The organism is Myceligenerans pegani (assembly GCF_014892515.1).
GTDB classification, from domain to species: Bacteria; Actinomycetota; Actinomycetes; order Actinomycetales; family Cellulomonadaceae; genus Myceligenerans; species Myceligenerans pegani.
This window is the reverse complement of sequence record NZ_JADBGR010000104.1, coordinates 149926-163058: the sequence shown is the minus strand read 5'-3', so window position 1 is coordinate 163058 and position 13133 is coordinate 149926. Positions and strand designations below refer to the sequence as shown.

Genomic DNA, 13133 nt, shown 5'->3' with positions numbered 1-13133 from the left:
ACAAGCGGCCGACCGCTCAGAAGGTCAGAAGGAGCGGACGAGGTCGGCGCCCACGGCCAGCAGGAGCCAGCCCACCGCGGCCACGTAGCCGATGACGAGGATGATCGTGCGGTTCGCGACCAGCGCGTCCCGCAGCCCGGCGCCCATCGGCAGGTCCCCGGTCTGCGCCCCGCGCACGATCTGGTACCACAGCAGCGGCCACATGATCGTCCACACGACCATGCAGTACGGGCACAGCGCCACGATCGCGTAGAAGCTCGTCCACATCAGGAAGAACACGAGCGCCTGCCCCAGCACCGTCCCGACCAGCAGGGACGTCCAGTACCACCGCGGCAGCCGCGCCCCGGTCAACAGCACGACGCCGGTGGTGACCACCACGGGGAAGGCCGCGACGCCGAGGTAGGGGTTCGGGAAGCCGAGCAGCGCGCCCTGCCACGACTCCATGGCGGCGCTGCACGTGACGAACAGGTTGAGCGTGCACGACGCGGCGCGGTCCGGCTCGACGAACGCCAGGTACTTCTCCCACGCCAGCGCGAACGAGGCGGCGAACCCGATCGCACCCAGCGCCAGGAGCAGGAGCGCCATCGTCCGCTCGCGAAGCGGCTTCGGGCCGGCGGGCGCGACAACATCGTCCGACGACGCCACGGCCGTCACGGTCTTCTCGTTCACAAAATCAACATACCGTCCGACCCTGGACCCCCGCTGAGAGAGTCGTCATTCCCGGTGGACCCAGACCCGGGAGGCGGCCAGGAGGCCCAGGTCCGTGGAGCCCGCCACGGGCCCGGCGCCCGCCGCGCCACGTCCGCCGTCGTCGGGCGCCTCGGTGGGCGACGCCCAGGCCACGTGGAGCGTTCCCGCGAACTCGCGCCGCGTCGTCACCGAGACCCGCGCGTCGAGTCCCAGTCCGATCTCGTCGAGGTACCGCAGGGCATCCGGGTCGGCATCCGAGATCCGTACGACGACGCCGGACTCCCCGGCCCCCATCTCCGACATGGGCACGGCCGCCGGCCGCACCACGGTCCCGTCGGCGGCCGGGATCGGGTCGCCGTGCGGGTCGCGGCCGGGGCGGCCGAGCCGCGCGTCGAGCCGTTCGACCAGCAGGTCGCTCACGGCGTGCTCGAGGATCTCGGCCTCGTCGTGCACCTCGTCCCAGCCGTAGCCGAGTTCGTTGACCAGGAACGTCTCGAGCAGCCGGTGGCGCCGCACCATCTGCAGCGCGAGCCGCCGCCCGGACTCGGTCAGCTCCACCGCCCCGTACGGCGCGTGGTCGAGGAGGCCCTGGTCGCAGAGCCGGCGAACCGTCTCGGACACCGTGGAGGCCCCGACCCCGAGCCGGTCCGAGAGCTGTTTGGAGGTGACCTTCTTGGTGGACCACTCCTGCTCGGACCAGACCGCCTTGAGGTAGTCCTGCGCAACGGGCGTCAGCTCGGCGGGCACGGAAGGCGGGGAGACGTTCACGCCACGAGCCTATCGGCCGCTCAGCGCGGCTCGCCCGGCCGGACCGGTTCCGTGCCGGGGATCGGCCACGCGGGCGGCATGGACTCCCAGTCCCCCACGGTGACCGACTGGTCCGGCTCGACGACGATCTCCCGGAGCTGCGTGAACGACCGCGACACGGTGTCGAACCGCAGCACGGTCATCGCCGCCGGGTACTGGAGCGGACCGACCGACAGCTTCCCGAGGCTCGCGCCCCCGGTGGTGCTGTTCACGTACCGCAGGCCGTAGCCGATCGCGTCCGGGCCGATGCGCTGGTGCATGTGGCCGCTGAGCTGGAACGGAACGCACCCGGAGCGGAGGCCTGCGTCGCCGACGGCGGGCGTGTGCACGAGCAGGACGTCGATCCGCTCGCCGGCGTCGCGCGCCTCGCAGGCGACGTCGCGCAGCCGCCGACCGGCCTCGGCGGGCGTCTCCTCGCGGATCGCGGTGGTCCCGCCGCCGATGCGGGTCTCCAGCGGGTCCCGGTCGCCGAGGATGCGCAGCCCCGCCGCCTCCACGATCTCGCCGTCGAGGACGATCTGGCCCTGCCGGCGTTCGGCCGCCGAGGTCAGCACCGAGTCGTGGTTGCCGTCGGACACGACGAACGGCACGTCGTCGGGCACGGCGGTGGCGAACGAGTCGACGCACACGTTCTCGACGTCGGTCCCGTTGATCGTCGTGTCGCCCGCGTTGAGCACGAGACCGGCCCCGGACCGCACCGCGGCGGTCCGCACCAGCGGCGTCATGCCGGTGTTGCAGTGCAGGTCGGAGATCAGCAGCACGGTCAGGGTGTCCGGCGGCGGTGGCGCGACCTCGCGGGCGTCCGCCTCGTCCCACGCCGCTTCCAGGTTCTCCCGGGCGACCGTGTAGTAGCCCGAGTTGTTCCGGTAGAGCCCGGCGAGCTGGCCGGAGTACGTGTCGATGACGCGGGCGAGGCGGCCGGTGAGCGTGGCGCCCTCCAGGGGCGTGCCGGCGAAGACCATCGAGGCCTCGGCGGGCTCGGTGGTCCGGCGCTCCGGGACGCTCCCGGTGGACGTCGCCCAGACGAAGACCACGAGTACGGCCGCGCCCGTGAGCTGCCAGGTGCGCGGGGCGATCCGCGCCGCCAGCTCGCCGCGTCGCTGTGCGCCGAGCGCCTCGCGGACGGCGAAGCAGAACAGCACGACGACGCCGAACGCGACCAGCGTCCGGATCACCGCGTCCTCGACGAGCGCCCGGGACGCGGTGTCGATCGTCTGCCCGGGCGAGTCGAAGAACTGCAGGTAGGCGTCGAGGTCCCGGCTCATGGCGTCGAGCGTGCGGGGCGCGTCGACGGCGGTCAGGTCGGCGGGGATCTCCTTCACCGTGACCGTCACGCCGAGCCCGAGGGGCAGCGGTGAGGACGACACGATCCGGCCGAGGGGCCCGAGGTCCACCACCAGGTGCGGGTCGCCCGTCACCTCGTACAACGCCTGGTGGGGGCCGAGGCTCAGCTCGGCGCGGGCCGTCGTCGCGCCGAATCCGGCGCAGACCAGCAGCGTGGCCACGACGGCGACGGTCCACCGCAACCAGCGTGGCGGCGTGTGCTTCGGATCGTGCATCGGCACAACCTTATGCCCGGGTCCTCACCCCCGTGTCCCGGTCCGCGCCGGGCACGACGACGGCGTCGGTCCGGATCTCCGCAACGTCGTCGTCGTGCTCATCGCCGTGCCCGACGGCGGCCGGCTGCAGGCGGGCGGAGGTGGTCAGCCCGTGCGGCGCTCCTTCTTGGCCTGGTCGACGCTGCGCTTGAGGGCCTCCATGAGGTCGATGACCTTGCCGCCCTCCTCCTTCTCGGCGGCCGCCTCGCCGAACGTCGCCTCCGTGTCGATGACGTCGCCCTGCTCGATCTTCGCGTCGATCAGCGCGCGGAGCTGGGCCTGGTACTCGTCGGTGTAGTCCTCCGGCGCGAAGTCGGACTCGAAGCTCGTCACGAGCTGTGCCGACATCTTCAGCTCCTGGTCCGTGACCGCGGCCGGCTCGTCGAGGGAGCCGAACGACGCCTCGCGGATCTCGTCCGCCCACAGCAGGGTCTGCAGCACCAGCACCTCGTCCCGCACCCGCAGCGCGGCCAGCCGGGTACGCTGGCGCAGCGCGAACTTCACGATCGCGGTCCGCTCGGTCTCCTCGAGCGTGCGGCGCAGCAGCACGTACGCCTTGGTGGACTTGGAGTCGGGCTCGAGGTAGTAGGTCTTGTCGAGCATGATCGGGTCGATCTGGTCGCTGGGCACGAACTCGACGACGCCGATCTCGCGGTCCTTCTCGGCCGGCAGCGCCGCCAGGTCGTCCCTGGTGACCACCACGGTGTGCTCGCCGTCGTCGTAGGCGCGGTCGATGTGCTCGTACGGCACCTCCTCGCCGTCGAGCTCGCAGATCCTGCGGTAGCGGATGCGCCCGCCGTCGGCGTCGTGCACCTGGTGCAGGGGCACGTCGTGTCCCTCGGTCGCGCTGTAGAGCTTGACCGGGACGTTGACGAGCCCGAAGGTGACGGCGCCCTTCCAGATCGCGCGCATACCACGATGGTGCGCCAGATCCGGCGGGAGCGCGAGAAGTCCAGGTCACAGCCCTCGGTGGTCGAGGTGGGCGGCCAGTTCCGCGTTGCTGGGCTCGACCAGGTGGGAGCCGTCGGGGAACACGATGACCGGGATGCTCTTGCGGCCCGAGATGTCCTCCGCCTCGCCCGCCCGCCCCGGATGGCACTCGAGGTCGACGTAGTCGAAGTCGACGCGGCGGATGTCGAGCATCGCCTTGGACCTCCGGCAGTCACGGCACCACGGCGCCCCGTACATGGTGAGGCGATCCGGCCGGCGATGCGCGATGTCGGCGACGACAACGGGCTGGCGTTCTGACGAGTTCACGGGCGACGAGCCTAGACCCCGAACACCCACCAGGAGGTAAAGGTCAGGCAACGATCATGGTGTGTCGAGATGTGAATCTCGTCGCAGGTGCGGACCATGAGGACATGGCCGAACCCGACACCATCGTCACCGTCGACGACCGCCGCCTGCGCCTGTCCAACCTGGACAAGGTGCTGTACCCGGCCACGGGCACCACGAAGGGCGAGGTGCTGCACTATCTCGCGCAGCTCGCGCCGGCCATGCTCCCGCACGTCACGCGCCGCCCGGCCACCCGCAAGCGCTGGCCCGACGGCACCGGCGGGCAGTCGTTCTTCCAGAAGAACGCCGCCCCGGGAACGCCGTCGTGGGTGGCGCTGCACGAGATCCGGCACAAGACGTCGGTCAACGAGTACGTCCTGGTCGACGACGTCGCCACCCTCGTCTGGCTCGGCCAGACCGCGACGCTGGAGATCCACACGCCGCAGTGGCGCGTCGGCCGCACGGGCACGGCGCTGCCCCCGGACCGCCTCGTCCTCGACCTGGACCCCGGACCCGGCGCCGGGCTCGCCGAATGCGCGCAGGTCGCCCGCTGGGCACGCGACGTCCTCACCGGGATGGACCTCGAACCGCTGCCCGTGACCAGCGGCTCCAAGGGCCTCCACCTCTACGCGGCGCTCGACCGGCCGACCCAGGCGACCTCGGAGCAGGTCACCGCGGTCGCCCGCGAGATCGCCCGGCACCTCGAGGCCGAGCACCCCGATCTCGTCGTCAGCGACATGAAGAAGTCCCTGCGCGCGGGAAAGGTCTTCGTCGACTGGTCGCAGAACAACGGCGCGAAGACCACGATCGCGCCCTACTCCCCCCGGGGCCGGGAACGCCCCTGGGTCGCCGCGCCGCGCACGTGGGCGGAACTGGAGGACCCCGACCTGCGGCAGCTCGACATCCACGAGGTCACCGAGCGCGTGGCGGCCGACGGCGACCTGCTCGCCCCGTTGCTGCGCGGCCACTACGCGGCGCTCGAGCCGACGACGGAGCGCATGGCCGCGTGGTCCCGGCTCGCGGAGTACCGCGCGAAACGCGATCCGGCCCGCACACCGGAGCCGTCCGGCGACACGGGCGACCGGCCGGGGACGACGCCGGACGACGGGGCCGGCCGGCCGCCGTCGTACGTCATCCAGGAACACCACGCCACACGCCTGCACTGGGACTTCCGCCTCGAGCACGACGGCGTGCTGGTCTCCTGGGCGCTGCCCCGCGGCGAGCCCACCGACCCGGGCCGCAACCACCTGGCGGTCCAGACCGAGGACCACCCCATGGAGTACGGCGCCTTCGAGGGCACGATCCCCCGCGGCGAGTACGGCGCCGGAGAGGTCACCATCTGGGACTCCGGCTCGTACGAACCGGAGAAGTGGCGCGACGACGAGGTGATCGCCGTGCTGCACAGCGAGCGCCGCGGCACCCGGCGGCTGGCGCTGATCCGCACGGGCGGCAACCAGTGGCTGATCCACCGCACGAAGGCCCAGCCCGCCGAGGCCGCCGAGACCGCGCCCGCCGCGCCGGACGACCCCGTGGACGACGACGGCACCGACCCCGCCACGGGCCTGCGTCCGATGCTCGCGACCACGTCCGACCCCCGCGGCCTGCCCCACCTGGACCCGGACGACTGGGCCTTCGAGATGAAGTGGGACGGCTTCCGGGTGCTCGCGCACCTCACCGCCCCGGGCGAGGTCCGCCTGGTCAGCCGGGCCGGGCTCGACATGACCGCGACGTTTCCCGAGCTGCAGGCACTTGCGGACGCCGTGGCCCCGGAGCACCTCCCTGCGGTGCTGGACGGTGAGGTCGTCGCCCTCGACGCGGACGGCCGGCCGAGCTTCCGCCTCCTGCAGCAGCGGGCGAACCTGTACAAGGAGCGGGACGTCGAACGGGCGCGACGGCGGGTCGGGGTCGAGGTGTTCCTCTTCGACGTGCTGCGCAGCGGGGGCCGGGACCTGACGGGCGAGCCCTGGTCTGCGCGCCGGGAGGCGCTGGAGCTGATCGTGTCGGAGGGACGGCTCGTGCACGTTCCTCCGGTGCTCGACGTCGGCGGGCCCGCCGCGCTGGACGCCTCGCTCGAGCTGCGGCTGGAGGGCGTGGTGGCCAAGCGCCGCGCGTCGCGGTACGTGCCGGGCCGACGGTCGCGCGACTGGCTCAAGGTGAAGCACGTCGAGTCGCAGGAGGTGGTGGTCGTCGGCTGGCGCCCCATGCACGCCGACACCGGCCGTCCGGACCTGCGGACGGCGGGCGCGCTGCTCCTGGCGGTGCCGGAGCGGGAGGCCGGTGGCGAGGGCGGCGCGCCGGCCGGGCTCCGGTTCGCGGGCCGGGTGGGCACGGGCTTCACGGAGAAGGAACGCCGCGAGATCGTCCGGCGCCTGGGCGAGATCGGTGCCGAGGAGGCCGCCGTCACCGACGTTCCCGGTCTGGACGCCCGTGCCGCCCGCTGGTGCGAGCCGGTCCTCGTGGGCGAGGTCGCCCATTCCGGCTGGACCGAGGACGGACGCCTGCGTCACCCGGTCTGGCGCGGCTGGCGCCCGGATCGCACCCCGGACGACATCTGACCGCGAGGATCGCCGTCGCCGCCTGGTCGTGCTGGACTGCGGTCCGGCGGCCGCCCGTGTGACTCGTCCTCCGACCGTCCGCCCGGCGCACGATCGCCGGACTCAGCTCGACGCCCTGCCGTGCTTCCAGTAGCCCACGAAGTCCACGTGCGCCTTGGGCACGCCCCGCTCGTTCACCAGGTGCCGGCGTGCGCCCGTGGCCAGGCCCGACTCCCCGATCGCGAAGGCGTAACCCTCGCCGTCGGGAAGGTCGGCGGCGCGCACGGCCTCGAGCGCGGCCGCGCCGGGGACGACGTCGTGCCCGGCGCCGTCGTCCGCCGCACCCGGGAGTTCGTCGCGCACCACCCAGCGCACCTCCATGCCCGGCGGGGCCTTGAAGTCCTGCTTGTCGGCGGCGGTCGGGACCTCGACGACGGCGAGGCCGCCCTTCCCGTCGGGGAGCGACTCGCAGATGCCTGCCACGGCCGGCAGCCCGGACTCGTCGGCGGCGAGCAGGACCCAGTCGTGCTCGTGCCGCGGGTTGTAGCCGACGCCCTGGTCGAGGATCCCGACGCGCTCGCCCGCGCGGCAGCCGGTGGCGAATCCGGCGCCGGGTCCCGTGCTGCCGTCGGCGTCCTCGTGCACCACGAAGTCGACGTCGATCTCGTTGAGCTCGGTGCGCGCCGCCCGGATGGTGTAGTTGCGCACGTGCGGGCGCCGCGACCGGGGCGTGGCGAGGTACTGGGCGTACCACCAGCCCGACGACGCCGTCGGCAGCTTCAGGTTGTCCTGGCCGTGTCGCGTCATGAACAGGCGGAACCATTGGTCGTAGCCCTGCACGGTGAGCCGGCCGATCCCCTCTCCGCCGAGCGTCACGCGCATCATGTGCGGCGAGACCCGCTTGGTCTCCACGACCTCGGCCATGACGACCTCGGGGTCGACGGCCTTCCGCCCGTTGTATCCACTCATGCGGGCAAGGTTAGGCAAACCTTAGTAATCCTGGCAAGGCGCCTCGGCCGAGGCAACTCGCTCGAGCCGCCCTCGCTCCAGCCCTGTCAGCCCAGCTCGGCCTCGCTGCGCAGGATGCAGAACTCGTTGCCCTCCGGGTCCGCCATCACGACCCAGCCCGTGCCCGGCCCGTCGATCCCCCGGTGGTCCGCCACCTTCTTCGCGCCGAGCCGCAGCAGGCGCTGGTACTCGGCGTTGCGCTCGCCGGCCTTGGGCCGCAGGTCGAAGTGGAGCCGGTTCTTGACCGTCTTGCCCTCAGGGACCTTGATGAACACGACCGGGACCCGCTTGCCCTTCGGGTCCTCGATGTAGCACTCCTCGTGCTCGGGGTCGTTGGGGTCGTCCGGGTCCTCGACGTAGCCGAGCACGTCCTTCCACCACTCGGACAGGGCGTAGGGGTCGTGGCAGTCCACGGCGACATGGGAGATGAAGGCAACCATGACATGAACTCTCCCATCGATCGGGCCGGGCCGTGAAAACACCACCACGAGTACCGATGAGTTTCGGGATGCCGCCGCGTCGACAGAGGTGTACGCACGAGAGAACACACCGATTCCCAGGAGCAGAACGATGTCGATCAACCAGATCTACGTGAATCTTCCCGTCGCCGACGTCGCCCGGAGCACCGCGTTCTACGAGGCCCTCGGCTTCGCGAAGAACCCGGAGTTCAGCGACGAGAACACCAGCTGCATCGTCCTCGGCGAGAACATCTTCGCCATGATCATGACCAAGGCGAAGCTCCAGGGCTTCACCAGGCACGACGTCGCCGACGACGGCGTCCGCGTGATCAACGCACTCGGCGCGGACTCCCGCGAGGGGGTCGACCGCGTCGCCGACGCCGCCCTCGCCGCCGGCGGGACCGAGTCCAACGACACGCAGGACTACGGCTGGATGTACAACCGCGCCTTCGCCGACCCGGACGGCCACCACTGGGAGGTCGCCTACATGGACGAGGAGGCCATGAGGGAGGCGTTCGCCGCCGAGTCCGCCGAGTCCGCCGAGTCCGCCGAGTCCGCCGAGTCCGCCGAGTCCGCCGAGGCGTGACGGCAGGGCGCGCCGGGAGGTTCCGGGCCCTGGCTCAGCGCTGGGCCGACGGCCAGGGTGCCAGTTCCGGGAGCGGGACCTCCGCGCCCTCGCGCGTCGCGCGGACCGGACCCGCCGGGTCACGGCCGGCGAGCCAGGCGACGACGTCGGCCGCGGCACCCGAGACCACGGTCACCGGGGACGACGGTGCCCGCTCCTCGTCGTCGGACAGCAGCACCACGTCCTCCGGAAGCCGCACGGCGAGGAAGTCCCGCAGGTGCGCCCGCAGGCCGGCGTCCCACGTGTCGAACCCGAGGCCCACGCGCGCGTCGACGGCGTGGATGCGCACCTCGCGCCACCAGGCCAGCAGGCACCCGCTGACCGGTCCCTCGCGGTACGACGTCGGCGCCTCCCACAGCGGTGAACCCGGCTCCGGCCACGCGGCCGCCAGACGCTCACGGGCGGCGGTCAGCGCGTCGACGTGCTCCGCGAGTGTGCGGCCCGACCCCGCCTCGATGGCGGCGTTGCGCCCCTCGACCCCGCCGTCGTACGGCTGGACGCGCGCCCCGCGCGCCGCGTACTCGGCCTGCCGGGCCAGCGCATGGGCCACACCGTCCACGTGCGCGAGGACGTGACCTCGGGTCCAGTCCGGCAGCGCGGACGGTTCGCCACCGGCCCCCTCGGGGAGCGTCCGGACGGCGTCGATCAGCGCGTCGAGCGCCGCGAACGAGTCAGTGCGGGCGTGCTCGATCGAGGCGTCGGTCCCGGCGGTCGTCTCGCTGGTCATCGTGTCTCCCTGTGGGTCGTGGTGCTGTCGTCTGGCGCTGTGGTCGCGGCGTTGTGGCCGTGACCGTGGTCGTGGTCGTGGTGGTCGCGACTGTGGTCGTGGCTCCGTCGTCGTGGCGCTGTCGTCGTGGCCCCGTCGGGTCGTGCGAGGGCGGCCTCCCGGCTCACGGCCAGAGCAGCCCCGTCGTCCAGCCCGCGCCGTCCTCGCGGTACAGCAGGCGGACGTGCGGGCCGTCGTCGGACGCCTGCCAGAACTCGACCTCCGTGGGCGCCAGGGCGAAAGCGGTCCACTCGGGCGCGACAAGCCTGGGATCGGCCGTCACGGCGTCGAGGGCGGCGGCGAACGCGGCGTCGTACTCCGCGAGCGAACCGAGCGGCTCGCTCTGCCGGTTCACGAGCCCTGCCGCCCGGGACAGGTCGGGGCGGGCGAGGAAATCGGCGCGGCTCGTCCCGGGATCCGCCGGGGACGCCGTCCCCGACACGCGAACCTGGCGGCCCAGGCCGGGCCACAGGAACGTCATCGCCGCGTGCGGGTTCGCCTCCAGGTCGCGGCCCTTCGGCCCGCTCGACTGCGACGCGAACCACCAGCCCTCGTCGGTGACGTCCTTGAGGATCACGGTGCGAGCGTGCACGTTCCCGGCGACGTCGGCCGTCGACAGGACGACGGCGTGCGGGGCGAGGACGCCCGCGTCGATCGCTTCGTCCAGCCAGATGCCGAACAGCTCGTGCGGCGTGGTGGGCGCCGCGCCCGGATCGAGCTCTGGCAGCCCTGGACGTGGAAAGGTCTCGAGTGCACGCAGGCGCTCGCGGAGGGTGGCGGGTCCGGTCATGCGGGTGCTCCTGAGGTTCGGGGACGACGGCGTGGGTCACGCCCTGGTCGTAGCAGATGGGGCGCCACCGCCGGACGACATGGGTCCGCCCGGCGATGCGTTCTCGGGTTCGCCCAGGAGTCCGACGAAGCCGCGGACCGCCGCGGTCATCGCCTCGGGGTCGCCCGTCGCGCGGGCGAGGACGTAGCCGCCCTGCACGATCGCGACGGCGGCGTGCGCGCGGTCGCGGGCGGCGGCGTCGGCCAGGCCCGACTCACGGAAGGCGGCGGCGACCTCGTCGAGGAGGTCGGTGAAGTAGCGGCCGACGACGGCGCGCAGTTGGGCGTCGTCCATCACGGCCTGATCGCTGGTGAGCCGGCCGACCTTGCACCCGGCGAGCGCGTCGCGCCGCCGGCCGACGTAGGAGCGGATCCGGTCGAGGGCGGCGGAGCTCCCGCGCAGCTCGGCGCGGGCGAGCTCCACGGCGTCGGCGGTGGTGGCCGCGACGCCCGCCATGGCGAGGTCGTGCTTGGTCGGGAAGTGGTGGTAGAGGCTGCCCTGCCCGACGCCGCTCGCGCTCATCACCTGCCGCGGGCTGGTGGCTCCGACGCCCTGGCGGGCGAACAGCTCCTGCGCTGCGGCGACGAGGCGACGGCGGGCCGACCCCCCTTGAGCTTCCTGTACCCGGGACACGCCGCTACCATACCTACCTCCAGGTATGGTAGCAACCGGCTGCCACTACCGAATCGCGTTCAACAGGGTTTCGAATCCACATGTCCGGCCCCGGAAGGTCTCCAGGGCCCTGCTGAACCTCCGTCAACACGGAGCCGGGGTCAGAACAGGGCTGCGGCGGCGCCGAGGGCCGATGCTGCGACCGGGCCGGGAGCGGGACGTCGCCGGTGCCGGGGTCAGAACAGGCTGAGGACGCCCAGCACGCCGACTGCGAGGCCGAGCGCCAGCGAGACCGCGATCAGCACCGCGTGCACGGTGAGGAACCGGGTGGGGCGGCCGGCGTCGTCGCGGGAGCGCGGGTCGGCGGCGATGCGCCGCCAGAAGCTCGGCCAGATCAGGAGGTTCCATCCGGCGGTCACGATGAGCAGGACGGACCAGGCGACAGGAAGATTCACACGGCAAGTATCGCCCTCGGCTCCTCGGGCCGGCAGCGGTCGGCAACGAGGCGCGGCTGCGGCCGGTCGGTATCGCCCTCAGCCCTCGGGCCGGCGGGTCCGTCGGCCCGCTCCCGGTCGTCCGCGCCGCGCCCCGGGCACCTGCCACGAATGCGCGACCGCTCCGCCGCCGTTTCCCTCCTCGATGTCGGTGTGCCCGGGTAGTGTCGCGACCATGACCTTGACCGTGCGCCGCGTCACCTACGACGACCAACCCGAGTACCAGCGCCTCGGCTCCGAGGCGTTCGGCGGCGGGCCACGCCCGGTCCCGTCGCGCGAGACGTGGGAGTCGACGTCGAACCGCGAGTGGGCCGTGTTCGACGACGGCGCACTCGCGGCCCGGCTGCGCGTGTACGGGTTCACGTCGTGGTTCCACGGCGGGCGTGTCCCGACCGCCGGGATCGCGGGAGTCGCCGTCGAGCCGGAACGGCGGGGCAACGGACTCGTCGGCGCGATGTTCGATGCCGCCCTCGAGGAGGCCCGCGAGCGCGGCGAGGCGATCTCGACCCTCTTCCCGAGCGCCCCCGGCATCTACCGGAGGCTCGGCTACGAGGTGATCGGTTCCTTCGACGACGTCGACGTGCCGCTGGACCGGGTCGCGCGCACGGCCGCGCCGTCGGGCGTCGTCACGCGGCGCGCCACCACCGCCGACGTCGAGGCGATCACCGCGGTGCACGCCGCGTGGGCGGCCGGGCAGAACGGCCCGATCAGCCGGGCCGAGGAGCCGTTCTGGACGTCCCCGGAGAAGTACGTCGAGGAGTACACGGGCATCACGCTCGCCGTGGAGGACGGCACCGTCGTGGGCTTCGCGAGCTGGACCCGCGGCTCGGGCGACACGCCGGCGACGACGGTGATGGAGGTCGACGACCTGATCGCGTTGACGCCCGACGCGGCGCGGGCCCTGTGGCGCACGCTCGGCTCGTTCTCGACGGTGGTCGGGACGGCCCGGGTGGCGACGTCGGGCAGCGGGGCGGGGATCGACCCGGCCTGGCTCGTGCTGCCGGATCTCAGCCTGCGACGGGTCGTGGAGCATCCGTACATGCTCCGCGTCCTGGATGTGGAGCGGGCGCTGGAGGGCGCGTGGCTCGCGCCGGTGGCGGGCCCTGTCCCGTTCGCCGTGGCGGACACCTCCACGCGCACGGAGCGGCGCGGCGGGGCGGACCTGTCGCACGGCGGGGCGGACCTGTCGGGAGCGTGGACGATCGACGTCTCCGCCGGCGTGGCACATCTCGAACGGGACCAGATCGACGTGGTCGACGCGCACCACGATCGTCCCGTGCTCACGGCGAACGGCCTGGCCCTCCTGTACGCGGGGGCGCAGTCGGCGCGGAACCTGCGCATGGCGGGTCACCTGGAGGGCACCGAGAAGTGGGACTCCGCCCTGACCGCGATGTTCTCGGGGCGGCAGGTGCACGTGCGGGACTACTTCTGACGCGC

14 protein-coding genes are annotated in these 13133 nt (G+C 72.7%); 3 read left to right on the top strand and 11 right to left on the bottom strand.

Annotated elements, in window-relative coordinates; translation table 11 throughout:
- Positions 1–24 precede the first annotated feature (24 nt).
- The 5 genes from IIE03_RS18700 to IIE03_RS18680 form a co-directional block, all read right to left on the bottom strand.
- Positions 25–669, bottom strand: coding sequence for a vitamin K epoxide reductase family protein (locus IIE03_RS18700; protein WP_318843063.1), 645 nt, complete (start codon positions 667–669; stop codon positions 25–27).
- A gap of 45 nt (positions 670–714) precedes the next feature.
- On the bottom strand, positions 715–1458 hold the full coding sequence (locus tag IIE03_RS18695; protein ID WP_192864276.1) for a metal-dependent transcriptional regulator: 744 nt from the start codon (positions 1456–1458) through the stop codon (positions 715–717).
- 20 nt (positions 1459–1478) lie between these two features.
- Complete coding sequence (locus IIE03_RS18690; RefSeq protein ID WP_192864275.1) at positions 1479–3056, bottom strand: metallophosphoesterase family protein; 1578 nt, start codon at positions 3054–3056, stop codon at positions 1479–1481.
- A gap of 144 nt (positions 3057–3200) precedes the next feature.
- Positions 3201–4007 (bottom strand): non-homologous end joining protein Ku, encoded by an 807-nt coding sequence (gene ku / locus IIE03_RS18685; RefSeq protein WP_192864274.1) that lies wholly within the window; start codon positions 4005–4007, stop codon positions 3201–3203.
- Positions 4008–4052: 45 nt separating this feature from the next.
- Complete coding sequence (locus IIE03_RS18680) at positions 4053–4283, bottom strand: glutaredoxin family protein (RefSeq protein WP_192864384.1); 231 nt, start codon at positions 4281–4283, stop codon at positions 4053–4055.
- 173 nt (positions 4284–4456) lie between these two features.
- Here IIE03_RS18680 and IIE03_RS18675 point away from each other — a divergent pair, with 173 nt between their 5' ends.
- A complete protein-coding gene (locus IIE03_RS18675; protein WP_192864273.1) occupies positions 4457–6925 on the top strand; it encodes an ATP-dependent DNA ligase in 2469 nt (822 codons plus the stop codon).
- 102 nt (positions 6926–7027) lie between these two features.
- Here IIE03_RS18675 and IIE03_RS18670 read toward each other — a convergent pair whose 3' ends face one another.
- Together IIE03_RS18670 and IIE03_RS18665 are read right to left on the bottom strand one after the other, a co-directional pair.
- Positions 7028–7873, bottom strand: a complete 846-nt coding sequence (locus IIE03_RS18670) for a siderophore-interacting protein (protein ID WP_192864272.1) — start codon at positions 7871–7873, stop codon at positions 7028–7030.
- Between the two features lie 86 nt (positions 7874–7959).
- A complete protein-coding gene (locus IIE03_RS18665) occupies positions 7960–8352 on the bottom strand; it encodes a VOC family protein (protein ID WP_192864271.1) in 393 nt (130 codons plus the stop codon).
- 130 nt (positions 8353–8482) lie between these two features.
- Here IIE03_RS18665 and IIE03_RS18660 point away from each other — a divergent pair, with 130 nt between their 5' ends.
- Positions 8483–8956, top strand: a complete 474-nt coding sequence (locus IIE03_RS18660) for a VOC family protein (protein WP_192864270.1) — start codon at positions 8483–8485, stop codon at positions 8954–8956.
- A 34-nt stretch (positions 8957–8990) separates the two neighbouring features.
- Here IIE03_RS18660 and IIE03_RS18655 read toward each other — a convergent pair whose 3' ends face one another.
- The 4 genes from IIE03_RS18655 to IIE03_RS18640 form a co-directional block, all read right to left on the bottom strand.
- Complete coding sequence (locus IIE03_RS18655) at positions 8991–9722, bottom strand: maleylpyruvate isomerase family mycothiol-dependent enzyme (RefSeq protein ID WP_192864269.1); 732 nt, start codon at positions 9720–9722, stop codon at positions 8991–8993.
- A 163-nt stretch (positions 9723–9885) separates the two neighbouring features.
- Positions 9886–10551 (bottom strand): pyridoxine/pyridoxamine 5'-phosphate oxidase, encoded by a 666-nt coding sequence (locus IIE03_RS18650; RefSeq protein ID WP_192864268.1) that lies wholly within the window; start codon positions 10549–10551, stop codon positions 9886–9888.
- Positions 10552–10587: 36 nt separating this feature from the next.
- Positions 10588–11223, bottom strand: a complete 636-nt coding sequence (locus IIE03_RS18645; protein WP_192864267.1) for a TetR/AcrR family transcriptional regulator — start codon at positions 11221–11223, stop codon at positions 10588–10590.
- Positions 11224–11438: 215 nt separating this feature from the next.
- Positions 11439–11657 carry an SCO4848 family membrane protein gene (locus IIE03_RS18640; protein ID WP_192864266.1) on the bottom strand — a complete coding sequence of 73 codons (219 nt, stop codon included), beginning with the start codon at positions 11655–11657 and terminating at the stop codon, positions 11439–11441.
- A gap of 214 nt (positions 11658–11871) precedes the next feature.
- On the opposite strand from IIE03_RS18640, the gene IIE03_RS18635 reads away from it, so the two are divergent.
- The gene (locus IIE03_RS18635) at positions 11872–13128 is read left to right on the top strand and encodes a GNAT family N-acetyltransferase (protein WP_192864265.1); all 1257 of its coding nucleotides are present in this window, start codon (positions 11872–11874) and stop codon (positions 13126–13128) included.
- Positions 13129–13133 lie beyond the last annotated feature (5 nt).

What these genes read in the sequence shown, in the direction of transcription:
- IIE03_RS18690 (WP_192864275.1), bottom strand. Translation starts at nt 3,056, where the DNA reads ATGCACGATCCGAAGCACACGCCGCCACGCTGGTTGCGGTGGACCGTC.
- ku (WP_192864274.1), bottom strand. Translation starts at nt 4,007, where the DNA reads ATGCGCGCGATCTGGAAGGGCGCCGTCACCTTCGGGCTCGTCAACGTC.
- IIE03_RS18680 (WP_192864384.1), bottom strand. Translation starts at nt 4,283, where the DNA reads ATGTACGGGGCGCCGTGGTGCCGTGACTGCCGGAGGTCCAAGGCGATG.
- IIE03_RS18675 (WP_192864273.1), top strand. Translation starts at nt 4,457, where the DNA reads ATGGCCGAACCCGACACCATCGTCACCGTCGACGACCGCCGCCTGCGC.
- IIE03_RS18670 (WP_192864272.1), bottom strand. Translation starts at nt 7,873, where the DNA reads ATGAGTGGATACAACGGGCGGAAGGCCGTCGACCCCGAGGTCGTCATG.
- IIE03_RS18665 (WP_192864271.1), bottom strand. Translation starts at nt 8,352, where the DNA reads ATGGTTGCCTTCATCTCCCATGTCGCCGTGGACTGCCACGACCCCTAC.
- IIE03_RS18660 (WP_192864270.1), top strand. Translation starts at nt 8,483, where the DNA reads ATGTCGATCAACCAGATCTACGTGAATCTTCCCGTCGCCGACGTCGCC.
- IIE03_RS18655 (WP_192864269.1), bottom strand. Translation starts at nt 9,722, where the DNA reads ATGACCAGCGAGACGACCGCCGGGACCGACGCCTCGATCGAGCACGCC.
- IIE03_RS18650 (WP_192864268.1), bottom strand. Translation starts at nt 10,551, where the DNA reads ATGACCGGACCCGCCACCCTCCGCGAGCGCCTGCGTGCACTCGAGACC.
- IIE03_RS18635 (WP_192864265.1), top strand. Translation starts at nt 11,872, where the DNA reads ATGACCTTGACCGTGCGCCGCGTCACCTACGACGACCAACCCGAGTAC.